The organism is Paraburkholderia denitrificans, assembly GCF_042655705.1.
Taxonomy (GTDB): Bacteria; Pseudomonadota; Gammaproteobacteria; order Burkholderiales; family Burkholderiaceae; genus Paraburkholderia; species Paraburkholderia denitrificans.
The window spans coordinates 191,987-217,510 of sequence record NZ_JBHSMP010000020.1; the positions used below are offsets into that span (position 1 = coordinate 191,987).

General features: G+C 64.5%; 14 protein-coding genes. 5 read left to right on the forward strand and 9 right to left on the reverse strand.

Features of this window, described 5'->3' with window-relative positions; translation table 11 throughout:
- Positions 1–288: 288 nt before the first annotated feature.
- From ACFPTO_RS17805 to ACFPTO_RS17845, 9 genes are all read right to left on the reverse strand, one after another.
- Positions 289–981 (reverse strand): response regulator, encoded by a 693-nt coding sequence (locus ACFPTO_RS17805; RefSeq protein WP_377713242.1) that lies wholly within the window; start codon positions 979–981, stop codon positions 289–291.
- Between the two features lie 28 nt (positions 982–1,009).
- Positions 1,010–2,968, reverse strand: coding sequence for a type IV pili methyl-accepting chemotaxis transducer N-terminal domain-containing protein (locus tag ACFPTO_RS17810; RefSeq protein ID WP_377713243.1), 1,959 nt, complete (start codon positions 2,966–2,968; stop codon positions 1,010–1,012).
- 23 nt (positions 2,969–2,991) lie between these two features.
- Entirely contained in the window at positions 2,992–3,525 is a 534-nt protein-coding gene (gene mobB / locus ACFPTO_RS17815) for a molybdopterin-guanine dinucleotide biosynthesis protein B (protein WP_377713245.1), read from the reverse strand.
- Positions 3,526–3,620: 95 nt separating this feature from the next.
- Complete coding sequence (narI, locus tag ACFPTO_RS17820; RefSeq protein WP_377713247.1) at positions 3,621–4,304, reverse strand: respiratory nitrate reductase subunit gamma; 684 nt, start codon at positions 4,302–4,304, stop codon at positions 3,621–3,623.
- Positions 4,301–4,966 carry a nitrate reductase molybdenum cofactor assembly chaperone gene (gene narJ / locus ACFPTO_RS17825; RefSeq protein ID WP_377713249.1) on the reverse strand — a complete coding sequence of 222 codons (666 nt, stop codon included), beginning with the start codon at positions 4,964–4,966 and terminating at the stop codon, positions 4,301–4,303. The genes narI and narJ overlap by 4 nt, the downstream gene beginning before the upstream one ends.
- Positions 4,967–4,981: 15 nt before the next feature.
- Complete coding sequence (gene narH, locus ACFPTO_RS17830) at positions 4,982–6,535, reverse strand: nitrate reductase subunit beta (RefSeq protein WP_377713251.1); 1,554 nt, start codon at positions 6,533–6,535, stop codon at positions 4,982–4,984.
- Entirely contained in the window at positions 6,532–10,257 is a 3,726-nt protein-coding gene (locus ACFPTO_RS17835; RefSeq protein ID WP_377713253.1) for a nitrate reductase subunit alpha, read from the reverse strand. Before ACFPTO_RS17835 ends, narH begins: the two co-directional genes overlap by 4 nt.
- 214 nt (positions 10,258–10,471) lie before the next feature.
- A complete protein-coding gene (locus ACFPTO_RS17840; RefSeq protein WP_377713255.1) occupies positions 10,472–11,857 on the reverse strand; it encodes a NarK family nitrate/nitrite MFS transporter in 1,386 nt (461 codons plus the stop codon).
- 50 nt (positions 11,858–11,907) lie between these two features.
- Positions 11,908–13,290, reverse strand: coding sequence for an MFS transporter (locus tag ACFPTO_RS17845; protein WP_377713257.1), 1,383 nt, complete (start codon positions 13,288–13,290; stop codon positions 11,908–11,910).
- Positions 13,291–13,951: 661 nt separating this feature from the next.
- Here ACFPTO_RS17845 and ACFPTO_RS17850 point away from each other — a divergent pair.
- The 5 genes from ACFPTO_RS17850 to ACFPTO_RS17870 all read left to right on the forward strand — a co-directional run bounded on the left by ACFPTO_RS17850 (position 13,952) and on the right by ACFPTO_RS17870 (position 25,159).
- Positions 13,952–15,199, forward strand: coding sequence for an NnrS family protein (locus tag ACFPTO_RS17850; protein WP_377713259.1), 1,248 nt, complete (start codon positions 13,952–13,954; stop codon positions 15,197–15,199).
- Positions 15,200–15,921: 722 nt separating this feature from the next.
- The gene (locus ACFPTO_RS17855; protein ID WP_377713261.1) at positions 15,922–17,094 is read left to right on the forward strand and encodes an efflux RND transporter periplasmic adaptor subunit; all 1,173 of its coding nucleotides are present in this window, start codon (positions 15,922–15,924) and stop codon (positions 17,092–17,094) included.
- Positions 17,095–17,112: 18 nt separating this feature from the next.
- The gene (locus tag ACFPTO_RS17860) at positions 17,113–20,262 is read left to right on the forward strand and encodes an efflux RND transporter permease subunit (RefSeq protein WP_377713263.1); all 3,150 of its coding nucleotides are present in this window, start codon (positions 17,113–17,115) and stop codon (positions 20,260–20,262) included.
- Positions 20,259–23,573 (forward strand): efflux RND transporter permease subunit, encoded by a 3,315-nt coding sequence (locus ACFPTO_RS17865; protein WP_377713265.1) that lies wholly within the window; start codon positions 20,259–20,261, stop codon positions 23,571–23,573. Before ACFPTO_RS17860 ends, ACFPTO_RS17865 begins: the two co-directional genes overlap by 4 nt.
- Positions 23,570–25,159: an efflux transporter outer membrane subunit gene (locus ACFPTO_RS17870; RefSeq protein ID WP_377713267.1), complete on the forward strand. Its 1,590-nt coding sequence runs from the start codon at positions 23,570–23,572 to the stop codon at positions 25,157–25,159. The genes ACFPTO_RS17865 and ACFPTO_RS17870 overlap by 4 nt, the downstream gene beginning before the upstream one ends.
- The last annotated feature ends 365 nt before the right edge of the window (positions 25,160–25,524 follow it).

Genomic DNA, 25,524 nt, shown 5'->3' on the forward strand with positions numbered 1-25,524 from the left:
CGAATTCGCTGAAATTGGCCCACTCTCATCCGGGGAATGCCTTGACATGAAAGAGCGCGCGGCAGTTCAACGGTTTGAGCCCAACGACAACGCACTGGATGCTAATTCACCTCCAGCAAGCTGTGTTTTAGCGGCGACTGAGTTTGCGCAACAATAATTGATTTAAATCAAATGCAGCCGCCAGCCACGAAGTGCAGCGACTGCGGCTAACGGGGTATTAAAGCGGCGGGGTTAAAGCGCGGCGTTAAAACCTCGCGCCGCGACTTTCAGAAAGTTGCAGAAAGCGCGCTATTCGTCCGCGGAAACGTTTCTCGTGGCGCCACTAGCACCGGCGTTGCCCTCGCGCTCCTTCGCATAGAGCGCAATCTGCACGCGGCTCGTCATCTTCAGCTTGCGTAAAATATTGCGCACGTGAATTTTCACCGTGCTTTCGGCCAGATCGAGCGTGCGCGCAATTTCCTTGTTGCTGGCGCCGCGCGCCAGTTCGCGCACGATCTCCTCTTCGCGCGCGGTCAGCGCTTCGCTCGTATCGCCCGCGCGCGGCACGGGTGCCTGAGCCGGTCTGCGCATCTGTTCGAGAAGCTTCGCCGTCATGTGCTCGGTAATCACGGGGTGACCGGCCGCCGCCCTGCGAATCGCGTCGGCCAGCGTATCGGCCTCGATGTCCTTCAACAGATAACCGCACGCGCCGGCGCGCATTGCCGCAGTCAGGTCGTCCGCATCCTCGGAGACCGTCAGCATGACGAACGCAGTGCCAGGCAGGTCCTGTGCGAGCAACTGCAGCGTTTCGATTCCCGAGAGCCCCGGCATGTTCAGATCGAGCAGCACCACGTCCGGCGTGTGCTGCTTTGCCCGCTTGATCCCTTCCACGCCATCCGCCGCCTCGTCCACCACCTCGAAATCGGGCTGGCGCTGCAACAGCGCCTTCACGCCCGAACGAAAAAGCGTGTGATCGTCAATGAGCAGAATGCGTATCGTCATGTGAGCGTAAGTTCAAAAGTCATGCACGTCACGCAGCCATGCGGGCCTGGGCGCCGAGAATCAGCTCCACGCGCGCGCCGTGGCCCGGACGGCCGTCGAGATGCAGCGCCGCCGCAAGGCGCTTGGCACGCTCGCGCATGATGTGGAAACCCACGTGCGCTTCACCGGCCGAATCGAGTTCGGCCGGCTCGTAGCCAATACCGTCGTCCTCGACAAGCAGCCGGAAGTCGCGTCCGTTGACCACCGTAACGTGCACCGACCGCGCCTCGGCATGCTTGCGCACGTTCGAAAGCGCTTCCTGCAGGATGAACAACACCTGCAACTGCTGATCGGACGGCAGCGGCGGGCCGCCTTCGTCACGATAGTCCAGCGTCACTTCGGCTTCCGACTGCCGCCGAAAGCGCGCGACCGTATCTTCGACCGCGGGCCGCAGCGCCCCCGGCCCAATCCGCGTGCGGAAGTTTAGCAGCAGCTCGCGCACGTCTTGATAGCTTTCCTCAACTCCGCCCGAAAGAAGCGGCACGAGTTCCCGAATTTCATCCAGATTGCCCGCGCGCCCGGCCTCACCGAGCAATTGCACCTGCATCTTCAGATAACTCAGGCCCTGAGCAATGCTGTCGTGCAAGCCCTGCGCGACAAGATTGCGCTCTTCGGATACGGCAAGCTGCCGCGCCAGCGCAACCAGACGCCGGTTTTTGAGCGCGACGCCGAGATGCCGCCCGAGCGTGCGCAGCAACTGGATTTCGGACGCCGGAATCTGCCGTGGCCGCTTGAAGTGCAGCGAGAATGTGCCGAGCGTCTCGTCCTGCGAAACAATGGCGAACGCCGCAACCGTGACAAAACCGGCCTGCACGCAGCGTTTCACGAGTTCGCGGTCGTCGCCCATCATGATGCGCAAATCGCCGATAACCGGTTCATCCGTAAACGACGCCACGCCGCAGATGCAATTGTGCGCGGACATGCACCGCTCGGCATTCGCCAGTTCCTCCGTCAATCCCTCGGCCGCGAGCAGATGCAGGTTGTTGTCCTCGGCCGATATCACGCGCACCGTGCCGCCGTCCGCATTGAATTCGCGCATCAGGCGCGTGAGGAAGTCGTGGCACAGCACTTCGGCCGTTTCGGGCGAATTCAGGCATGCCGCCATTTCGTAGAGCAGCGCCAATTCACGATTTTGCGCGGCAAGCTGCGCCGTCTTCGCCTCCACGCGCGCCTCGAGTTCGAGGTACAGCGCCTGCAGCTCCGCGACCATCCGGTTGAAGCCGTTCGCAAGCTGTCCGAACTCGTCTTCCGTTTTGACCGGCAGCCGCGTGTCGAACTCGCGCGCCTCGATGCGCGAAAGCCCATCCTGCAGCCGCTGCACCGGCACGACGAACCACAGATAAAGCATATAGACGATGGCCGCGGTTCCGACGCACGACAGCGCGGCGAGCGCAAGCTGCGACATCCGCAGCCACGCCGTTTTGCGCGAATTTTCGCGCTCGATCAGGCTGACGAGCCCGTTGGCTTCGGCAACGAAACCCGGCAGCAGCGCGATATAGGCACCCGGCTCGCGCATGGCCAGATCACGTTCGTGCAGCGCGGCGGGCCTCAGTTCGTCCTGCCATGCGGCAGCCACGCGCACGAACTGCGCGTGGATCACCTTGTCGTTGGGCAGGAAGAGCGGACGCGCCGGGTCGCCGCCGCGCAACCGGCTGAGCGTGGTGTCCATCTGGCGAATCTGGTCGTCGAGCTGGGAGGCCTGGCCAAGGCGCGTCTCCCACAACGCGATTGCCACCGCGTTCGCGCGCATGCGCAGGCTGCCTGCATCGTTGATCGCCGCGCCCGCGCCTTCGAGCTGCCACGACAGCCAAAGCGTGCCGCTGATCATCGAGAGCACGAGCGTGAGCGCCACCGCCGAGAGGACGATGATGCGGGTCGAAAGCCGCTGACGAAACGGCGCACGCGGCGCGGCGTTACGAGAGTTTGACGACACGGTGGACTGGGACATGGCGGAATAGATCGGAGTGCGGCTCAGGCTGCATTATCCGCCGAAGCGTCCGTAACGACGTACTCCACCGCGCTCTCGCCGATGAATGCGGCAATGCGCGCCACATCGTCGAGTGCGAAGACCGGCACATGCGTATCGAGCACGAGGTCGGACGCAATCGCGACGATGCGCGGATCGTGCGGGTAAAGCGCTTCATAGCCACTGCCGCAGCCGCTGCCGCCGCGCACGACTTCGAGCCGCGGCAGATCCACGCGCGTGTAGCCTTCGACGAGCGTGAGATCGGCCGGTCCGAGCCGCGCCAGGAGCGCGTCGAACGACGGTTCCGGTCCATCGTGCAGGATCGCCCACGACGTGGGCGACACGATCAGCACCTCGCCCGCGCCCGCCGCGCGAAAGCGCGCGCTGTCCTTGCGCGGCGGTTCGAGTTCGAGCCTGTGGTGGCTGTGCTTGATCACGTTGACGACGAGCCCGCGCGACCGGTAATGGGCGAGCAGCGCCTCGATCAAGGTTGTCTTGCCCTGCCCCGAACGGCCTGCAATGCCAAAGAGACGTGCCATGGCGCCCACACTCCTGAAAAAAAAAACCGGGCGATCGCACGAGGCGGATCACCCGGGTAAATTGCGGCCCCGGTCCTGCGGGCCGTCGATGGTGATTAACGGCTACGCACGAGCTGCCATGCCCGCGAGAGATAGCCGACTGAAGCAAAACCGCTCCACACGTGGACGAGACGCGTGAACGGGAAGATCACGAAAAGCGACATGCCCATGAACAGGTGGACGCGGAAGATGAGCGGCGCTTCGCTCACATAGCTTGCCGCGTCGCCACGGAGCGTGACGATGTGCTGGGCCCACGTCATGAGCCGCACCATCATCGTACCGTCCATGTGGCTGGCCGATTCGGCGATCGTCGAAAGACCGAGCAGCAGCGTCACGAGGATCCACAGGAGCAGCACCTTGTCGGCGGTGCGCGTGACAGCCGACACGCGCTCGTTCGAAAAACGACGGTGCAGCAGGATCGCGAGCCCGGCGAGACACATCGAGCCCATCACGCCGCCCGCGACCATCGCGACCATCTGCTTGGCGCTGTGTGGCACACCGAGGGTGTCCCACACGACGACCGGCGTCAGCAGACCGAACATGTGGCCGAAGAAGAGCCCCAGAATGCCGACGTGAAAGAGGATGTTACCGAGCCGCAGTTGTCCCCGGTAGAGGAGCTGCGAGCTGTCCGTCTTCCACGTGTACTGCTCGCGCTCGAAGCGTGCGAGCGAGCCGAACAGAAAGATCGCGAGCGCAATGTACGGATAAATGCCGAACAGGAACTGGTTGATCGTATTCATTGCATTTCCTTTGCACGGGCCGTTGCATTAAGCCGCTCGGCACGCGGATGAAAATGGACGGGCTGCACCTCGCTGCGCATGATGAGCGGCTCGACGCCATCCTCGCCGACGCCGAACACTTCCAGCGCTTCGTCCATGTCGCGCACCGGCGCGATGGTGAGCGGTTCGGGCGCGACCACGGACATCTCGCACAGCACGGTGAAGATACTCGCGTAGGCACTGCCGGAGTCCTTCAGGTGCTTGCCGATGGCCGCGAGCACATGAACCGCTTCGCCGAGCAGCGCCGACGCGTCGTCGGCATCGATGAGGCCGAGCACTTCGAGAAAGAGCGGCACGTAATCGGGCAGCTCGTTGGTCGAAATGTCGAGGCCGAAGCGGCGATACTCCGCGAGCAGATCGACCATCGCCTGGCCGCGGTCGCGGCTCTCTCCGTGCACGTGCTCGAACAGATGCAGCGAGTGACGCGGATTGCGGTCGAACGTCGCGACGTATTCCTCCTGGGACTCGATCAGCGAACGGCCGCGCAGCTCGCCCACGAGCGGCGCCAACTCGCGCGCTGCGTCGGGATGCGCGACCAGCGCCGCGTCGATTTCGTCGAGGGCATCGAGCAGCGGCTGCTGCGGGTAATCGAGCAGCGCCGCAAGAACGGGATAGATCGACATCGTGTGGCTCTCCCCTTACGTGCTCGGCGTCAATTTGCGGCGCGACTTCGGCATGTCCGCAAATACCACGCTGCCTTGCGTCTTCGAGCCGAACAGCGACCCTTCCGTCACGCCGCCCGAACAGCCGTTGCCGAACGAGAAACCGCAGCTTCCCTTCTCGTTGAAGCTGTCCTCGACCATCTCCTTGTGCGACGACGGCACGACAAAGCGGTCCTCGTAATTCGCGAGCGCCATGATGCGGTACATGTCTTCGACCTGCGCGGCCGTGAGCCCGGCCGCCGTGAGCAGCGCGGGATCCTCGACACCGTCGACGGCCTGCCCGCGCTTGTACGCGCGCATCGCCAGCATGCGGCGCAGCGCGGCGACCACCGGCGCTTCGTCGCCTGCGGTCAGCAGATTCGCGAGATAGCGCATCGGAATGCGCAGGCTCTCGACGTCGGGGATCATGCCGTCGCTGCCGATGTGGCCCGCGTCGGCCGCCGACTGGATCGGCGAGAGCGGCGGCACGTACCAGACCATCGGCAGCGTGCGGTACTCGGGGTGCAGCGGGAACGCGATCTTCCACTCGCAGGCCATCTTGTAGACCGGCGAGCGCACGGCGGCGTCGAGCCAGCTTTGCGCGATGCCCTGGCGGCGGGCTTCGGCCTGAACCTCCGGATCGTGCGGATCGAGGAACACGTCGAGTTGCGCCTGGTAGAGGCTCTGCTCCGATTCGACCGATGCGGCTTCGCTGATGCGGTCCGCGTCGTAGAGCAGCACGCCCAGATAGCGGATGCGGCCCACGCAGGTTTCCGCGCACACGGTCGGCTGACCGGCTTCGATACGCGGATAGCAGAAGACGCACTTTTCGGCCTTGCCGGTCTTCCAGTTGAAGTACATCTTCTTGTACGGGCAACCGGACACGCACATGCGCCAGCCGCGGCACTTGTCCTGGTCGACGAGCACGATGCCGTCGTCTTCGCGCTTGTACACCGAGCCGGACGGGCACGATGCGACGCACGCCGGATTCAGGCAGTGCTCGCACAGGCGCGGCAGGTACATCATGAACGTGTTTTCGAAGGTCGAATACATCTCCTTCTGCACGTTCTCGAAGAGCGCATCGCGCCCGCGCGATTCAAACTCGCCGCCGAGGTCGTCTTCCCAGTTCGGACCCCAGTGGATCTTGTCCATCTTCTTGCCGGTGATCACCGAGACGGGACGCGCTGTGGGCGGCGTCTGCGAAAGCGGCGCTTTTTGCAGATGCTCGTAGTCGAACGTGAACGGCTCGTAGTAGTCGTCGATGGCGGGCAGATTCGGGTTCGCGAACAGGTTCGCGAGCACCTTGAGCTTCGTCCCCTGGCGAGGCTCGATGCTGCCGTCTTCATTGCGCTTCCAGCCGCCGTTCCACTTCTTCTGGTTTTCCCACTCTTTCGGATAACCGATGCCGGGTTTCGTCTCGACGTTGTTGAACCATGCGTATTCGACGCCGTCACGCGACGTCCACACGTTCTTGCAGGTCACCGAGCACGTATGGCACCCGATGCACTTGTCCAGGTTCAGGACCATCGCCACCTGGGCGCGGATCTTCATGATGCTGCTCCTTCGACGAGCGGCCCTTCGAGCCACTCCACCTTGTTCATTTTGCGCACGATCACGTATTCGTCGCGATTGCTGCCGACGGTGCCGTAGTAGTTGAAGCCGTACGCGAGCTGTGCGTAGCCGCCGATCATGTGCGTGGGCTTGAGCACCGTGCGCGTCACGGAGTTGTGAATGCCGCCGCGCATGCCGCTCGTCTCCGCGCCCGGCACGTTCACGATCTTCTCCTGGGCGTGATACATGAGGCACATGCCGCGCGGCACGCGCTGGCTCACCACCACGCGCGCGGTCAGCGTTCCGTTCACGTTGAACACTTCGACCCAGTCGTTGTCCTTGATCCCGGCTTCCTTCGCTTCGGATTCCGAGACCCAGACGTGCGGGCCGCCGCGCGACAGCGTGAGCATGCGGATGTTGTCCGTGTAGGTCGAGTGGATGCCCCACTTCTGGTGCGGCGTGATCCAGTTCAGCACCAGCTCGTGTTCGCCGTTCGGCTTCGCACCGAGCATCGGCCCAACGGTCTTCGTGTTGATGGCCGGCCTGTAGCTGCACGAACCCTCGCCGAAGTCGAGCATCCAGCGGTGGTCCTGATAGAACTGCTGCCGCCCGGTCAGCGTGCGCCAGGGAATCAGCTCGTGCACGTTCGTGTAGCCCGCGTTGTAGCTGACTTCCTCGGATTCGAGGCCCGACCACGTCGGCGCCGAGATGATCTTGCGCGGCTGCGCCTGCACGTCGCGGAAGCGGATCTTGTCGTGCTCGCGGCCTTCGGCCAGGTGCGTATGATCGCGGCCCGTGATCTTCGAGAGCGCATCCCACGCCTTCACCGCCACATGCCCATTGGTCTCCGGTGCGAAGGTGAGGATCATCTCAGCCGCATCGATCGCGGTTTCGAGGCGCGGACGGCCCTGGGTCACACCCTCATGGCGCGACGTGCCCGTGAGATTCGCGAGCTCGCCCACTTCGTGCGCGGTGTTCCAGTTGATGCCCTTGCCGCCGTTGCCGAGCTTGTCGAGCAGCGGCCCGACCGAGGTGAACTTGTTGTAGATCTCGCGATAGTCGCGTTCCACCAGCGTCATCGCAGGCGCGGTCTTGCCGGGGATCAGGTCGCATTCGCCATGACGCCAGTCCTTCGGCTCGAACGCCTGGCCGAGTTCGCCCGGGGTGTCGTGCATGAGCGGCGTGCAGACGAGGTCGGTACGCGTGCCGAGATGCGCGCCGCCGATCTCCGAAAACTTCTTCGCGATGGTCTTGTAGATTTCCCAGTCGCTCTTGCTCTCCCACAACGGCTGCACCGCCTCCGAAAGCGGATGGATGAACGGGTGCATGTCGGACGTGTTCAGATCGTCCTTCTCGTAGAACGTCGCCGACGGCAGCACGATGTCGCCATAGAGGCAGGTCGTGCTCATGCGGAAGTCGAGCACCGCGAGCAGGTCGAGCTTGCCTTCGGCGGCCTCGCGCACCTTCACTTCCGATGGCTTGATGGCGTCCGCTTCGTCGCCGAAGAGCGCGTTCTGCGTACCGAGCAGGTACTTGAGGAAATACTCGTGGCCCTTGCCCGAGCTGCCGAGAATGTTCGAGCGCCACACGAACATGTTGCGCGGGAAATTAACCGGATTGTCGGGGTCGTCGCACGAAAAATCGAGCGCGCCGGACTTCAGTTTCTCGACCGTGTAGTCGATCGGTTCGCGGCCTTCGCGCTTCGCCGCGTCGACGAGGTCGAGCGGATTCGTGCCAAGCTGCGGCGCCGACGGCAGCCAGCCCATGCGCTCGGACTTCGCGTTCAGGTCGAGCATGCTGAGGCCCTTGTAGCGCGCGTGATCGGCGCCCGGGCTGAGAATCTCGTCGAGGCCGACCTTTTCGTGACGCCACTGGCTCGTGTGGTTGTAGAAGAACGACGTGCCGTTCATCTGGCGCGGCGGACGCGACCAGTCGAGCGCGAACGCGAGCGGCGCCCAGCCGAACTGCGGACGCAGCTTTTCCTGGCCGACGTAGTGCGCCCAGCCGCCGCCACTTTGGCCGATACAGCCGCACATCATCAGCAGATTGATGATGCTGCGGTAGATCATGTCGTTGTGATACCAGTGGTTGAGCGCGGCACCGAGAATCACCATGCTCTTGCCGTGCGTGCGATCCGCGTTGTCCGCGAATTCGCGCGCCACCTGGATCACGAGCTTGCGCGGCACCGTCGTGTGCTTTTCCTGCCACGCGGGCGTGCAGGGCACGTCGTCGTCATACGACGAAGCGACATTCGGGCCGCCGAGGCCCTGGTCGACGCCGTAGTTCGCCATCTGCAGGTCGTAGACCGTGGCGACGAGCACGCTCGTGCCGTCCGCCAGCGCAACGCGCTTGGCCGGCACGCGCCGTGCGAGCAGCGCGCCGTGTTCCCCGCCGAAATACGGGAAGCTCACTTCGACGACTTCGTCGTGCGCCGCGATGAGCGACAGGCGCGGATCGATTTCGCGACCGCTGCCGCCATCCTTGAGTTCGAGATTCCAGCGGCCGACCTTCGCGCCGTCGTTGTGTTCCGACTCGCCCCAGCGGAAGCCGACCGAACCGTTCGGCGCGACGATGTTGCCGGTCGTCGCGTCGATCGCGAGCGTCTTCCACTGCGGGTTGTTCGCTTCGTCCAGGCCGCCCGCGAGCTGCGACGCGCGCAGGAACTGGTCCGGCACGATCGCGCCGTCGCGCTCGGAGAGCGTGACGAGCAGCGGCATGTCGGTGTACTGCTTCAGGTAGTCGCGGAAGTACGCGGACTTGCCGCTCGCGTGGAATTCCTTGAGCACGACGTGGCCCATCGCCATCGCGAGCGCCGCGTCGGTGCCCTGCTTCGGCGCGAGCCAGATGTCGCCGAACTTGACCATCTCGCCGAAGTCCGACGACACGGCGACCGTCTTGGTGCCCTTGTAGCGGACCTCGGTGTAGAAGTGGGCGTCGGGCGTGCGCGTCTGCGGCACATTCGAGCCCCACACCATCAGATAGGTGGAGTTGTACCAGTCCGCGGATTCGGGCACGTCGGTCTGCTCGCCCCACACCTGCGGCGAGGACGGCGGCAAATCGCAGTACCAGTCGTAGAACGACAGGCACGCGCCGCCGATCAGGCTCAGGTAGCGCGCGCCGGCCGCATAGGAAACCATCGACATCGCCGGAATCGGCGAGAAGCCGACCACGCGGTCCGGGCCGTACTTGCCGATCGTGTAGGCGTTTGCGGCCGCAATGATTTCGGCCGCCGTATCCCAGTCGGCGCGCACGAAGCCGCCGAGCCCGCGCACGCGCTTGTAGCGCGCAGCCTTCTCGGGATTCTCGACGATCGAAGCCCACGCCTCGACCGGGCCGAGCGTGCGGCGCGCCTCGTGCCACAGGTCCATCAGGCGCCCGCGGATCATCGGGTGCTTCACGCGTTGCGCCGAATAGACGTACCAGCTATACGAGGCGCCGCGCGGGCAGCCGCGCGGCTCGTGATTGGGCAGGTCGGCGCGCGTGCGGGGGTAATCGGTCTGCTGGGTTTCCCACGTGATCAGGCCGTTCTTCACGTAGACCTTCCACGAACACGATCCGGTGCAGTTGACCCCGTGCGTCGATCGAACGATCTTGTCGTGTTGCCAACGGCTGCGATAGCCGTCTTCCCACTTGCGGTCCTCGTCGACGACCGCGCCATGACCGTTTGAGAACGTCGCCTTAACACGCGACATGAACTTCAGACGGTCCAGAAAGTAACTCATCTTGTTCTCCGAAACTAAAGCTGCGCCCAGTGAGCTGTCTGCGACCGCGTGGACTCAGCGAATTCGTGCTGCACGAGTATGACCAGCGCGCGCCTGTCCGCCTATTCGCCAGCAGGAGCAGCCCGCAAACGCATTAGGACTAGCCCGACCGGCCCGAACTACGCCTGAAGGACTAGTCCACCCATGCGCGCACGGCTTCCCGTGCGAATCAGAATCAGCAGGGCATCGGCGCGTTGCGGCGCGCGTAGAAGAACCACGTGACTGCCGCGCACACGACATAGAAGCCGATGAAGCACAGCAGGGCCGTGACCGGCGAGCCCGTGACGTCGATCGACGTACCGAAGCTCTTCGGGATGAAGAAGCCGCCGTAGGCGCCCATCGCACCGGCAAAGCCGAGCACCGCAGCCGATTCCTTGCCGGCCTCGCCGAGCGCGCGCTGCTGCGCATCCGGGCCCTTGCCCGTCGCGGCGCGCTGATGCTGCGTGAGGAAGATCACCGGGATCATGCGGAAGGTGGAGCCGTTACCGATGCCGGTCAGCGCGAACAGCACGATGAACATGGCGAGGAAGCCGCCGAAGTTGCCGGCCGAGCCCGCGGTCGGCAGGAAGGCGATCACGCCGGCGACCGCTGCGATCATCGCGATGAACGTGAGGAGCGTGACGCGCGCGCCGCCGAGGCGGTCGGAGATCCAGCCGCCGAGCGGACGCGTCATGGCGCCTGCGAGCGGCCCGAGGAACGCATAGGCAGTCGGGTTGATCGCGGGGAATTCCGCCTTCGTGAGCAGCGCGAGACCCGCCGAGAAACCGATGAACGAGCCGAACGTGCCGACATAGAGGAAGCACATCAGCCAGTTGTGGCTGCGGCGGAAGATGACGGCCTGTTCGCTGAACGACGCCTTCGCGTCGGCGATGTCGTTCATGCCGTACCACGCGGCAATCGCTGCCACGATGATGAGCGGAACCCAGACGAAGCCTGCGTTTTGCAGCCAGATCGAGTGTTCGACGCCCTTCGCGACGTACGTTTGACCGCCGCCGAGAATGCCGCTGAACGCTGCGGTAGAGATCACGATCGGCGTGACGAACTGGACCATCGACACCCCGAGGTTGCCGATGCCCGCGTTCATGCCGGTGGCGAAGCCCTTGCGCTTCTTCGGGAAGAAGAAGCTGATGTTGGCCATCGACGAGCTGAAGTTCGCGCCGCCGAAGCCGCACAGGAGGGCGAGCACGAGCAGCATTTCATACGACGTCGACGGGTCGCGCAGCGCGAAGCCCATGCCGAGTGCGGGAATCAGCAGGGTGGCCGTCGAAATGGCCGTGAAGCGCCGACCGCCGAAAATCGGCACGAGGAACGAATAGAAAATGCGCAGCGTCGCGCCCGAAAGCGCGGGGAGCGCCGTGAGCCAGAAGAGCTGGTTCTTGGCGAAGTGGAAGCCGCCCTTGTCGAGATTCACGACGGCGACGCTCCACAGCGACCAGACGACGAACGCCAGCATCAGTGCGGGAATGGAAATCCAGAGATTGCGGTTGGCCACCTGCTCGCCACTCGCCTTCCAGAAACCGGCATTCTCCGGCTCCCACTGCGTCAACAGATATTTGGACATGGTGTTTGCTCAATCAAAAAGGCGCGCCGCAAGGGCGACGCGCGTGGGAATCAGTCGGCCAGCGCTTCTTGTGCGTGTACCGCGTCTGCTGCTTGTGCCGCTTGTGCCGCTTGTGCCGCTTGTGCCTCGTGCACGCGCGCCTCTTTCTGCTGGGCTGCGCGCTCCTCTGCGGCGCGCGCCGTGGCGAGCGCTTCGGGGCGGAACGAGAAGTGCATGAACAACAGGCTGACCGCCGTCGCGCCGAACATCAGCATGAAACAGGTTGTGCGCACACCAGTCAGATCGACGAGCAGGCCGAACAGGATCGGCAGCACGAAGCCGCCCAGGCCGCCAGCCAGCCCGACGACGCCGGACACCGCGCCGATGTTGTCCGTGTAGCTGTCGCCGATGAACTTGAAGACCGAGGCCTTGCCCACCGCCATGGCCACGCCGACGATGAACATGATCACGGTGTAGAACACCGGGCCCAGACCGAGGTGGAACGCAATCGGGCCGTGCGCGCTGTGGATCACGAAGTCGGTCGACGGGTAGCTCAGCACGAAGAAACCGGCCAGCGCGACCCACATGACGGCCCACGTCGTGCGATAGGCGCCGAAGCGGTCGGAGAGCCAGCCGCCCATCGCGCGCAGCACGCCGCCCGGCAGCGAGAAGCAGGCCGCGAGAAACGCCGCTGCCTCGATGCCGAAGCCGTACTGGTTCACGTAGTACTGCGGCATCCACAGCGAGAGGCCGACGTAGCCGCCGAACACGACGGAGTAGTACTGCGCGTAGCGCAGGACGCGCGGATCGCCGAGCACCTTGAGCTGATTCCCGGCCCGCGTCCCGCCGACGACGCGATGCGCCGGATTGCTCGACGAAAGCAGCAGAAAGCCGAACGCTGTGACGAGCATCGCGACGGCGTAGACCTTCGGCACGATCGTCCACGTACCGGCTGCGACAATCAGTACCGGCGCAACGAACTTGTTGAGTGCGGCGCCGGAATTACCCGCGCCGAAGATGCCCATCGCGAGGCCCTGGCGCGACTTCGGAAACCAGCGTGCGACGTAGGGCGTACCGACCGAGAACGAGGAGCCCGCGAAGCCGACGAACAGGCCGAGCACGAGGAACTGCCAGAATTGCGTCGCATACGAAACGAGCCAGATCGGCACGACGGTTGCGAGCATGATCAGGAAGAACACGATCCGGCCGCCGAAGCGGTCGGTCCAGATGCCGAGCGGCACGCGTGCGAGCGAACCGGTCAACACGGGCATGGCGGCAACGAGGCCGAATTCCGCATCTGTGAGATGAAGCTGCTTTTTAAGCGGAATACCGAGAATCGCAAACATCATCCAGACTGCAAAGCAGATGGTGAAAGCGAAAGTACTCGATCCAAGCACGCGCCATGCGGCGCTCTGGTTATTGCTGTTATTGCCGGGGATATTCTGCGTGATCATTTTTAGGCTTGCTCACGGATTTAACTGTAAGCCAGCTTACGCAGTATTCGGCGCTATTCCATTACCCTTGCGGATCGTGTGACAAACGGACACTACTCCGTTCTGATTACTCCTCCGCCCCCCATCCGGATTAGTACGGGCGGGCGTTTGAGGGTTCTTTCACGCGTCTCGCATCTTTGACGCACCGTGCCGCCCTTTTCTGATAATCGTTGTGCGGGCAAATAGTGCGGGCAGTGCGGCGAAATGAGCGGTATTAGCTAATCCGCCACGCCGGTTCTGCGCCGGTTCTGATTAACCGGTATTATTACTCACATTGTGATCTATTTGTGTTGCGCACTGGCGACAGTACTGCATACGATATCAAGATCACGAACCCGATCAGGCGCACCGCCTCGATCCCTGGATTGAAGCGGCGATGTTCGCCATGCCCGCAAACAAGGCCTGCAAACATGTCTCGTCACGAAGTGCACATGGAGCACATGGAGCACATGGAGCGCCATGGAAAATGAAGCCGGCGGTCTCGCGACCAGGCGCGGCGATACGCCGCGGGAGCGCAGAATGCCGGACCCAGGCGAGCGTTGCGTGGAATTGCCACATCCGCGCTACGGCTGCATCGCATATAAGATTCATATAAAATCAATCTATTTGCTGGAGAGCAAGCATGGCCCTCATCCGAATTGACGAACAGCCGCGCGAAAAACCGCGCGAACAGCCACGCGTCGCTCCGCCAGCGCCGCCAACTCCGCCAGCGCCGCGCGGTTTCGCACTGTGGGCGCTTGGCTTCCGCCCGTTCTATCTGGCTGGCGCACTCTTCGGCACCGCCGCCATCCTCGCGTGGCTGGCCGAACTCGACGGCTTTCCGATGGCCGCACTGCACGCGTATCTGCCGGGCTCGCTGTGGCACGTCCACGAGATGATCTTCGGCTTCGCCTCGGCAATCGTGGTGGGCTTCCTGCTGACCGCCGTGCGGGCATGGACGTCTGTTACGCCCGCCGCGGGCAAATCGCTCATTGCGCTGTGCGTGTTGTGGCTCGCGGGCCGCGTCGCGGTGGCGTGCGCGCCTGCCGCCGTCGCCATGACCGTCGACATCGCGTTCCTGCCGGTCAGTGCAATCGTTCTGCTGCGCGTGCTCGTGCATGGGCAGAACAAACACAACATCTTCCTGCCCGCCGCGCTCGCACTGCTGGCGACCGCGAACTTCGCATTCCATTTTTCGGCTGCGAGCGGACACATGGACTGGGCGCTGCGTAGCGCCTACATGGCGGTCGGCCTGCTCGTGCTGTTCGTGACGATCATCGGCGGGCGCGTGATTCCGACTTTCACCACGAACGCCATTCCCGGCCAGACGATCAAGAAGTGGCGCTTCGTCGAGGCCAGCATCATGCCGCTGACCTTGCTTCCGTTCGTGCTCGATGGTTCCGGCGTGTCCGGCCCCGTGCTCGCGGCTGCCGCCGCTGCCGCTGCCGTCGTCCAGGCCATGCGGGTGATCGGCTGGCGCGTCTGGCACGTCGGCAATCGTCCGATCCTCGCGATCCTTCATATCGCCTATTCGTGGATTGCCGTCGGCTTCCTGATGCTCGCTCTGGCGGCATTGGGCATCGTCCCGCATTCGCTCGCGATCCACGCGTTCACGGTCGGCGCAGTCGGCGGCGCGATCATGGCCATGATCACGCGTACGGCGCGCGGCCATACCGGCCGGCCGCTCGTGGCAGGGGCCGTCGAGAAACTCTGCTATGCGCTGCTCGTGCTCGCCGCACTCTTTCGCGTGCTGGTTCCCGCAGTCGCGCCGCAATTGACGTTCGTGGCGATCAACGTGTCGGCGGTTTGCTGGATCATCGCGTTCGGCGCCTATTTCACGCGCTACGCGCCCTGGCTCATGAGGGCGCGCATCGACGGCAAGGAAGGCTAACGCGCATCTTCCCGTGACAGGCCGGTATGTTTCCGGCCTCGGAACACGCTGAAAGCCGCAGCAACCATCGCAGCAACTCTCCAGGCCAGCGCGAGTGCGGGTGCAACCCGCACTCGCCTCGCCCGCGCCGCTTGCCGCAGCGACGGCTCTTCCCTCTTCTTCCGCACCGATCGCACGCGCAGTTCAAGCGCGCTTTCACCCGGCTGCGTGCGCGCGACAACGGTCGCTGACAAATACGCCAGCCTCGCGCCAGTTTCATCGCGCCGCGTTACAACACGTCACGGAATCGGATCGTTGTAACGCGCGATAACCTTTCAAATTACTGACGTTTCGAAATCCGTGTCCGGGTTGGTTAGACTTCGAGTCTGAGCCTTCTCTGCGTAGCCCGTCTGGCTGCGCAGCGACGACATAACAACCATGAGAATGCGTATGCAGCGATCCGAAAGCTCCCGGCATGCCGTCGACGCGATACGGCCACCGCGTTCAACGTACCACACGGAATCCGCGCTTGCGATGCCCGCTGCTCCCGCGTGCGAACCGGCACGCCGACTTTCAGTGTCCGCTTACCGATGGAGGCAAGCGTGAGCACCGCGCCAACCCCGCAACCGCAACCGAAGTCACAACCGAAGTCGCAACCGGAATCGCAAAAGCCATCGCAGCCGCCGGAGCAACCGCCCGGCCCGCCTCCCACACAACCACCGCGCAAACGGCGCGGCCCGCTTGTGATCGCCCTCATCGTCATCATCCTGATTGCGCTCGCGGTGGTGCATCTGCTGCGCGGCAAGAAGCCCGCAGCCGGACCGACCGTGCAGGTCGTCACCGTGGCCACCGTCGCGCTCGGCCCGATGCCCGTGACGCTCAACGCACTCGGCACGATTACGCCCATCGCCACCGTCACGGTCCTGCCGCAATTGAGCGGCTTCTTGACCGCCGTGGGCTATCACGAAGGCCAGGACGTCGCGAAAGGCCAGTTCATCGCGCAGATCGATCAGCGCCAGTACGAGATCAGCAAACAGCAGGCCGAGGCGCAACTCGCGAAAGACCAGGCCGCGCTCGCCCAGGCCCGTGCCGACTTGCAGCGCTTTACGCTCCTGCACGAACGCCAGTCGATTGCCGAGCAGACGTTCTTCAACCAGCAGTTCGTCGTCCAGCAAGCCGAGGCCGCCGTGAAAGCCGACCTCGCGAGCATCGCGCAGTTCAACCTGGACATCGAGTATTGCCACATCACGGCGCCGGTGGCCGGACGTGTCGGCCTGCGGCTCGTCGATCCGGGCAACTTCGTGACCGCTTCGAGCCAGCCCGGCATCGTCGTGATCACGCAGATGAAACCCACCACCGTCCAGTTCGCCGTGCCGCAGAATGCGCTCGGCGGCGTGCTGCAGCGCGTCAACGCGGGCGCGAAGCTGCCGGTCACGATCTTCAGCAGCGACAACACGCGGCAGATCGCCACCGGCGAGCTGTTCGCGATCAACAACCAGATGGCGACGGCGACCGGCACGGTCACGCTGCGCGCGAGCTTGCCCAATAACGACGAAGCGCTCTTCCCCAACGAATTCGTGAACGTGACGCTGCTCGTGGACACGCTGGAAAACGCCGTACTCGTGCCCACGCCCGCCGTGCAGACCGGCGCGCCCGGCGATTACGTCTATCTCGTGAACGCCGACGACACCGTCTCCGTCCACAAAGTCACGCTCGGGCCGAGCGACGGCAAGCACACGGTGGTCGTCTCGGGCCTCGCGGCTGGCGAGCGCGTGGTGACCGACGGCCTCGACCGCCTCGCGGACGGCGCGAAGATCAAACCTTCGACCGGTCACCCCGCGGCGGCCAGCGGCGTACACGAGGCGAGCGGCGCGCACGCGAGCCGCGCGGCGTCGCCCACGTCACCGGCATCGTAAGCCTCTGACCCGGCGCCGATGAATATTTCCCGCCTGTTTATCCTCCGGCCCGTCGCGACATCGCTCCTGATGATCGCGATGGTGCTCATCGGCCTCGTTGCGATGAAGTTCTTGCCGGTTTCGTCGCTGCCCTCCGTCGATTACCCGACGATCCAGGTGCAGACCTTCTATCCCGGCGCGAGTCCTTCGGTGATGGCCACCACCGTCACCGCGCCGCTCGAAGTGCAGCTCGGCGAGATTCCGGGCCTGCAGCAGATGGTCTCGTACAGTTCGGAAGGCGCGTCGATCATCACGCTGCAGTTCGACCTCGCGCTGAATCTCGACGTCGCCGAACAGAACGTCCAGCAGGCCATCAACTCGGCCAACAGCTTCCTGCCGAGCGGCCTGCCCGCACCGCCGACCTACGCGAAGGTCAATCCCGCGGATCAGCCGATCCTCACGCTCGCGGTCACCTCGAAGTCGATGTCGCTCACGCAGTTGCAGGACGCGGCCAACAACCGCCTCGCGACGAAGATTTCCGAAGTGCCGGGCGTGGGTCTCGTCACCACGGCAGGCGGCAACGTGCCTGCCGTGCGCGTGGAAGCCGATCCGCAGAAGCTCGCCGCCTACGGCCTGAATCTCGACGATCTGCGCACGCTGCTCGCCAACGTGAACGTGAGCAACCCGAAGGGCAACTTCGACGGCCCCGAGCTCAACTACACGATCAATTCGAACGACCAGATCTCGGCGCCGCAGGATTACGAAAATACGGTCATCGCCTACCAGAACGGCTCGCCCGTGTTCATGCGCGATGTCGCGCGCGTGACGAGCGCGGCGCAGGACATCGAGCGCGGCGCCTGGTACAACCACGCGCCCGCCATCGTGCTGAACGTGCAGCGCCAGCCGGGCGCGAACGTGATCGCCACGGTCAACCAGATCATGCAGCAGTTGCCGCAGCTCGAATCGACGCTGCCCGCGGGCATGCAGGTCACCGTGGTATCGAACAGCGTCGGCGTGATCCGCGCATCGGTGGCCGACGCAGCGTTCGAACTCGTGCTCGCCGTCGTGCTGGTGGTCGCGGTGATCTTCGTGTTCCTGCGCAACGTGCCCGCCACGATCATTCCGAGCATTTCGGTGCCGGTCTCGCTGATCGGCACGCTCGCGCTGATGTACGAACTGAACTACTCCATCGACAACCTCTCGCTGATGGCGCTCATCATCGCGACCGGCTTCGTGGTGGACGATTCGATCGTGATGATCGAGAACATCGTGCGCTACCTCGAAGAAGGCAAGCGGCCCTTGCAGGCGGCGCTCGAAGGTGCGGGGCAGATCGGCTTCACCATTCTCTCGCTGACCATTTCGCTGATCGCGGTGCTGATTCCGCTGCTGTTCATGGGCGGCGTGATCGGGCGGCTCTTCAGCGAATTCGCGGTGACGCTCGCCGTGACCATCGTGCTCTCGGCCGTCGTCTCGCTCACGGTCGTACCGATGCTCTGCGCGCGGATCCTGCGCGCGCAGGCCGAACGCCACCCGAGCCGCTTCGAGCGCATCAGCGAGGGGATCTTCAACAAGACGCTCGCCGCGTACGAGCGCGGCCTCAAGTGGGTGCTCGATCACCAGACGCTCACGCTGCTCGTCGCCGTGGGCACGGTCGTCCTCACGATGGTGCTGTACATCGTGATCCCGAAGGGCCTGTTCCCGGTACAGGACGTGGGCGTGATCCAGGGCATCAGCGTCGCGGACAATTCCGTGTCGTACCAGGCGATGGTGCGCCGCCAGTCCGCGCTCGCCGACGAGATCCTCAAGGATCCCGACGTGGTCTCGCTCACCTCGTACGTCGGCATCGACGGCGTCAACACGACGCTCAACAACGGCCGCTTCCTGATCAACCTGAAGCCGCACGACGACCGTTCCGAAACTGCCGCGGAAATCGCGCGGCGCATCCAGGAAAGCGTGGCGAAGGTGCCCGGCATCCGGCTCTATCTGCAGCCTGAGCAGGATCTCACGCTCGACACCACGGTTTCGCGCAACCAGTACACGTTCGTGCTGCGCGGCCCGAATCAGGAAGCGTTCAACCAGTACGTGCCCGCGCTCATCGCGCAGATGAAGCAGATTTCCGCGATCACCGACGTGACGAGCGATCTGAACACCGACGGCCTTTCCATCGACGTGGAAGTGAACCGCCAGCTCGCGGCGCGCTACGGCATCACGGCGGCGACCATCGACAACGCGCTGTACGACGCGCTCGGCCAGCGCATCGTCTCGACGATCTTCCAGCAGTCGGACCAGTACCGCGTGATTCTCGTTGCGAAGCCGGAGGCGCTGCCCACGGTCGATTCGCTCGGCGACCTCTATCTGCCGAGCCAGACGAGCACTTCGGGGCAGGTGCCGCTCAAGGGCATCGCGACGATCCACATCACGCGCTCGCCGCTCGCCATCAGCCACCTCGCGCAGTTCCCCTCGGTCACGATCTCGTTCAATCTCGCGAAGGGCGCGTCGCTTTCCGCCGCTGTGCGCGACATCCGCAAGGCCGAGGCTGCCGCCCAGTTGCCGCCGTCGATCACCTCGACATTCCAGGGCGCGGCGCAGGCGTTCGAGGATTCGCTCACGAGCGAGGTGTATCTGCTGATCGCCGCGCTCGTGGCGGTCTATATCGTGCTGGGCGTGCTCTACGAGAGCTACGTGCATCCGGTCACGATTCTTTCGACGCTGCCGTCCGCCGGCATCGGCGCGCTGCTCGCCCTGATGATCGCGGGCAACGACCTCGACGTGATCGGCATCATCGGCATCGTGCTGCTGATCGGCATCGTCAAGAAGAACGCGATCATGATGGTGGACTTCGCGCTCGAAGCCGAACGCGTGCACGGCAAGCCGCCGCGCGAAGCGATCTTCGAGGCGTCGCTCCTGCGTTTCCGCCCGATTCTCATGACCACGCTCGCGGCCATGCTCGGCGCGCTGCCGATGCTGCTCGGCAGCGGCACCGGCTCCGAACTGCGGCGGCCGCTCGGTCTCGCGATTATCGGCGGCCTCACGCTGAGCCAGATGCTCACGCTGTTCACGACGCCCGTGATCTATCTGTTCTTCGACCGTCTCGCACAACGCTTCGGCCGCAAGCGCCCAGGCGCGCGTGCGGGCGGCGAAGACAATCCGGACGGCGGCGCGCCGCCCGCCCCCGAGGGCACGCCGTGAACATCTCGGCGCTCTTTATCCGGCGACCGGTCGCGACCTCACTCCTCGCGATCGCGATCCTGATTTCCGGAGCGCTCGCGTTCTTCCGGCTGCCGGTCGGACCGCTGCCGAACATCGCGTTTCCCGTGATCGTCGTGCAGGCCAACATGGCGGGCGCAAGCCCCGACATCATGGCGGCCACGGTGGCCGAGCCGCTGGAGCGCAGGCTCGGCACCATCGCGGACGTCTCGCAGCTCACGTCGATCAGCTACGTCGGCTCGTCGATGATCATCATCGTGTTCGGGCTCAATCGCGACATCAACGGCGCGGCGCGCGACGTCGAATCGGCCATCCAGGCCGCGCGCGCCGACCTGCCCACGACGTTGCGCAGCAACCCGAGCTATCGCCAGTACAACCCGGCGACCGCGCCGATCATGGTGCTCGCGCTCACCTCCGACACGCTCACGAAAGCGCAGCTTTACGACTCCGCCGATTCCGTGATCCAGCAGCAGCTCTCGCAGGTCGACGGCGTGGGCCAGATCACGCTCGGCGGCGGCGCGCTGCCGTCCGTGCGCGTCGAACTGGAGCCCGGCAAGCTCAACAGCTACGGCATCGGCATGGAGGACGTGCGCGCCGCGATTTCCGCGGCCAATGCGAACAGCGCGAAAGGCCATATCGATCAGGGCGACCAGCGCTACCAGGTCGTCTCGAACGATCAGATCACCCGGGCCGCGCCGTTCAAGGACGTGGTGATCGCGTATCGCCAGGGCGCGCCGGTGCTGCTCAAGGACGTGGCCGAAGTGCTCGACTCGAACGAGAACATCCGCAACGCGGGCCTCTACAACGGCAAATCGGCCGTGCTGGTGATCGTCTATCCGATGCCGGGCAGCAATGTCGTGAAGACCGTGAAGCAGATCGAGGCGCGCCTGCCGACCATCGAAGCGGCGCTGCCCGCGTCGATCCGCGTGCACGTGGCGATCGATCGCTCCGAGTCGGTGCGCGCCTCCGTGTCCGATACGGAACGCACGCTCTTTATCGCGGTGCTGCTCGTGATCGGCGTGGTGTTCGTGTTCCTGCTTTCGCCGCGCGCGACGCTGATTCCCGCCGTCGCGCTGCCGCTTTCGATTGTCGGCACCTTCGGGCCGATGTACCTGCTCGGCTACAGCATCGACAATCTCTCGCTCATGGCGCTCACGATCGGCACCGGCTTCGTCGTGGACGATGCGGTGGTTGTGCTGGAGAACATCGTGCGCCACATCGAGGCCGGCGTCGAACCGAAGGAAGCCGCGCTGCGCGGCGCGGCCGAAGTGGGTTTCACCGTGGTGTCGATGAGCCTCTCGCTCATCGCGGTGTTCCTGCCGATCCTGCTGATGCCGGGCATCGTCGGCCTGCTCTTCCACGAGTTCGCGATGACGCTGTCCATCGCGATCCTGATCTCGCTCGTCGTCTCGCTCACGGTCACGCCGACCATGTGCGCGTACGTGCTCAAGCGCGAGCACGCTCAACGTGCCCCCGCGCGCTGGGCCGTGTGGATCGAGGCGCAGTTCGACCGCTTCAAGAACGCCTATTCGCGCTCGCTCGATGCCGTGCTCGATCACGCCGCGCTCATCATCGTCATCCTGATGGGGCTGCTCGTCGCCAACGTGTTCGTGGCACGCCTGCTCTCCGCGACCTTCTTCCCGGAGCAGGACACGGGCATCCTGATCGGCCAGATCATCGCTGACCAGAGCATTTCGTTTACGGCGATGTCGAAGAAGCTCGAACAGTTGCAGGCGATCGTGCAGAAGGATCCCGCCGTCGCCTCGGTAGCGGGTTTCACGGGCGGCCGCGCGCTCAACTCGGCCACGGTCTTTATCGAACTCAAGCCGATCGGCGTGCGCCGTGCCTCGGCAACCGAAGTGGTGAACCGGCTGCGGCCCAGGCTCAGCGCCGTGTCCGGCGCGCGGCTCTTTCTCCAGGCGCAGCAGGACTTGCAGATCGGCGGACGGCAGTCGGCCGCGCAATACCAGTACACGCTCACGAGCGACAATGCCGGCACGCTCTTCAAGTGGGTGCCAAGGCTCGTCGATGAGTTGAACAAGCACCATGCCCAGATGCTGGACGTGAACTCCGACCTGCAGCAAAACGGCCTGCAGGCGTACGTCACGTACGAGCGCAACACGGCGAAGCGCTATGGGTTCGAACCGAACCAGATCGACAGCACGCTTTACGACGCCTTCGGCCAGCGCACCGTATCGACCATCTACAACGCGCTCAACCAGTATTTCGTCGTGATGGAAGTGGCGCCGAAGTACTGGCGGTTTCCGCAGTCGTTCGACCAGATCTGGCTTTCGACGGCGGCGGGCAACGCGAGCGGCGCCGCGCAGACGCAGATGCCGGGCGGCACCGTTTCGGGCACGACGCAACGGGTCGTGGAAAAAACGGCAGCCGGTGCGGCCGCAACCACCAACACACTGAACGCGAACGCCGTGGCGAACCAGCTCACCAACGCCATCGCGAACAGCAAGGGCGGCAGTTCGAGCGGCAGCGCGGACAGCACCGCCGCCGAAACCATGGTGCCGTTAAAGGCGCTCATGTCGTGGACCACGAGCCACACGGCCACGCAGGTGAACCACCAGAGCGGTCTCGTCGCGGGCACAATCTCGTTCAACCTGCCCAAGGGCGGGTCGCTCAGCGACGCGTCGAAGATCATCGAGCAGGCGCAACGCGACATCGGCATGCCCGCTTCGGTGCACGGTGCGTTTGCGGGCGCGGCGCAAGTGTATGCGCAGTCGATGGGCACCGTACCGCTCCTGATCCTCGCCGCGCTCGCCGTGGTGTACATCGTGCTCGGCGTGCTCTATGAAAACACCATCCACCCGCTCACGATTCTCTCGACGCTGCCCTCCGCCGGGATTGGCGCGACGCTCGCCATGCTGATCTTCGGCACGCCGTTTTCGGTGATCGCGATGATCGGCATCATTCTGTTGATCGGCATCGTCAAGAAGAACGGCATCATGATGGTCGACGTCGCCATCCAGTTGCAGCGCAGCGAAGGCATGGACGCGCGCCGCGCGATTCACGAAGCGGCCGTGGTGCGCCTGCGGCCGATCATGATGACCACGTTCGCCGCCGTGCTCGGCGCGGTGCCGCTCGCGATCGGCATCGGCCAGGGCGCGTCGCTGCGCCAACCGCTCGGCGTGACCGTGATGGGCGGGCTGCTGTTGAGCCAGGTCTTCACGCTGTACACGACGCCGGTCATCTATCTGTTCCTCGACCGCCTGCGCGCACGCCTTGCGCGCTGGGCCGAGCGCCTGCCCTGGAATCGCCAGGCCGATGAGAGCGCATCATGATGAAGATCCCACGCATGCGGATGCAACCCGCTTCCCCCACCACGCTCATGCGCGCCGCGCTGCGGCTCGCCCCCTTCGTCTTCGCGATGCTGGCCAGCGGCTGCATGGTCGGCCCCGACTACCACCGTCCGCAGGTCGCCGTGCCCGCCACCTGGAAGGCGCTGCCGGGCTGGACCCAGGCCGAGCCCGCCGCCGAAGGTCCGAAAGGCGACTGGTGGACCGCATTCAACGACCCGCTGCTCGACGAACTGGAGCCGCTCGTCGTGGTGTCGAACCAGACCGTGCGGCAGAGCTATGCGAACTATCAGCAGGCGCTGGCCGAAGTGCGCATCGCGCGCGCGGGCCTTTTTCCGACGCTCGGCGTAACCGGTTCGGTCACGCGAGAGCGCTCGGCCACGGGCACGCTCAGCAGCGTGAGCGGTGTGAGCGCACTCGGCAGTAGCGCCGGTTTTGCACGCATCAACAACGCAGGCTCGCTGGAGGGCAACGCCAGTTGGGATCTGGATCTGTGGGGCGAGGTACGCCGCCAGATCGAAGAGAATTCCGCGACGGCGCAGGCGAGCGAGGCGACGCTTGCGAATGCAACGTTATCCGAACAAATCGCACTGGCCGACGCCGTGATCAACCTGCGCGTGACCGATGCCGACATCGATCTGTTCACGAACACGGTCGCTGCGTATACGGCGTTTTTGCGCGTCGTGGCCGATCAGGATTACGCCGGCACGGTTGCACCGTCCACGCTCGTTCTCGCGCGCACGCAACTGGAGGGCGCGCAATCGAGCCTGATCGCGCTCGGGGTCGCGCGCGCGCAATACGAGCACGCGATTGCGGTGCTCGTCGGCCGCAATCCCGAGGACATCGAGATTCCGCACAGCGACAAACTGCCCGCCCTTCCCGTGATTCCGGCTGGCGTGCCCTCGACGATTCTGCAACGCCGCCCCGATGTCGCAACGGCCGAGCGGCAAATGGCGGCGGCGAACGCCTCGATCGGCGTGGCGACGGCAGCGTACTTCCCGGCGATCTCGATCTCGGCGCTCGACGGCTTCACGCAATCGCCGCTCTCGGGTTTGCTCCACATCAGTAACTACGTGTGGTCGCTTGGCGCCAGCGCAACGCAGACGATCTTCGACGGCGGGTTGCGCGGCGGCAAGGTCGCCGCGGCGCGCGCCGGTTACGACGCGGCAGTGGCGAACTATCGCGGCACGGTGCTGACCGCGTTCCAGAGCGTGGAAAACGATCTATCCGCGCTGCACATCCTGGAGCAGCAATCCGCCGTGCTCGATGCCGCCGTACGCGATGCCATTCACGGCACGCAGATCGCACAGAACGAATTCGCCGCGGGCACCGTCGATTACACGACAGTCGCGACGGCCCAGACCACGCAACTGAGTCAACAGCAGACCGCGTTGAACGTGCAACAGCAACGGCTTCTGGATACGGCCGCGCTGATCGGCGACCTGGGCGGCGGATGGTCCGGCGCGCTGCACGATGCGCGACATCCTGACCGCGTGGCGCCGGATGCCAACGCTGCGCCTGCGCCCGCTGAAACGGCGAACCGCCAGCCCGCCGCGACACCAGGCCCGTAATGGCGCGGCAGCCGCGCACGGCAGGCCGATCCAGTGGTTCGGGAACCAACGTGCGCGGCGAGACAGCCGGATTGCGACGGAAATTCGCGCCGGACCCCGCACGACGGCTTTCCTGCTCATGCGGGATGCAACCGGTACACCATTCAAAAATTTGAATGGTTACTCGAAAACTGATCGTTTCTCCCAGGATGACAAATTGTGCACGACCGTACAAAAATGAGCCGAATCGTGGAAGCAAATCGGTAAAAGTTTCGTACACAACCAGTCCTCGGAGGGACGCACGTTGAACGAGAACCCGCATCTGCTGCTTACCGCATGGACTCCAAAACAGTACCCGACGCCGCACCGTCCGCACGGTGCCCGCG

What these genes read in the sequence shown, in the direction of transcription:
- ACFPTO_RS17860 (WP_377713263.1), top strand. Translation starts at nt 17,113, where the DNA reads ATGAATATTTCCCGCCTGTTTATCCTCCGGCCCGTCGCGACATCGCTC.
- narJ (WP_377713249.1), bottom strand. Translation starts at nt 4,966, where the DNA reads ATGTCGATCTATCCCGTTCTTGCGGCGCTGCTCGATTACCCGCAGCAG.
- ACFPTO_RS17840 (WP_377713255.1), bottom strand. Translation starts at nt 11,857, where the DNA reads ATGTCCAAATATCTGTTGACGCAGTGGGAGCCGGAGAATGCCGGTTTC.
- ACFPTO_RS17805 (WP_377713242.1), bottom strand. Translation starts at nt 981, where the DNA reads ATGACGATACGCATTCTGCTCATTGACGATCACACGCTTTTTCGTTCG.
- narH (WP_377713251.1), bottom strand. Translation starts at nt 6,535, where the DNA reads ATGAAGATCCGCGCCCAGGTGGCGATGGTCCTGAACCTGGACAAGTGC.
- ACFPTO_RS17850 (WP_377713259.1), top strand. Translation starts at nt 13,952, where the DNA reads ATGGCCCTCATCCGAATTGACGAACAGCCGCGCGAAAAACCGCGCGAA.
- ACFPTO_RS17810 (WP_377713243.1), bottom strand. Translation starts at nt 2,968, where the DNA reads ATGTCCCAGTCCACCGTGTCGTCAAACTCTCGTAACGCCGCGCCGCGT.
- ACFPTO_RS17835 (WP_377713253.1), bottom strand. Translation starts at nt 10,257, where the DNA reads ATGAGTTACTTTCTGGACCGTCTGAAGTTCATGTCGCGTGTTAAGGCG.
- ACFPTO_RS17845 (WP_377713257.1), bottom strand. Translation starts at nt 13,290, where the DNA reads ATGATCACGCAGAATATCCCCGGCAATAACAGCAATAACCAGAGCGCC.
- mobB (WP_377713245.1), bottom strand. Translation starts at nt 3,525, where the DNA reads ATGGCACGTCTCTTTGGCATTGCAGGCCGTTCGGGGCAGGGCAAGACA.
- narI (WP_377713247.1), bottom strand. Translation starts at nt 4,304, where the DNA reads ATGAATACGATCAACCAGTTCCTGTTCGGCATTTATCCGTACATTGCG.
- ACFPTO_RS17870 (WP_377713267.1), top strand. Translation starts at nt 23,570, where the DNA reads ATGATGAAGATCCCACGCATGCGGATGCAACCCGCTTCCCCCACCACG.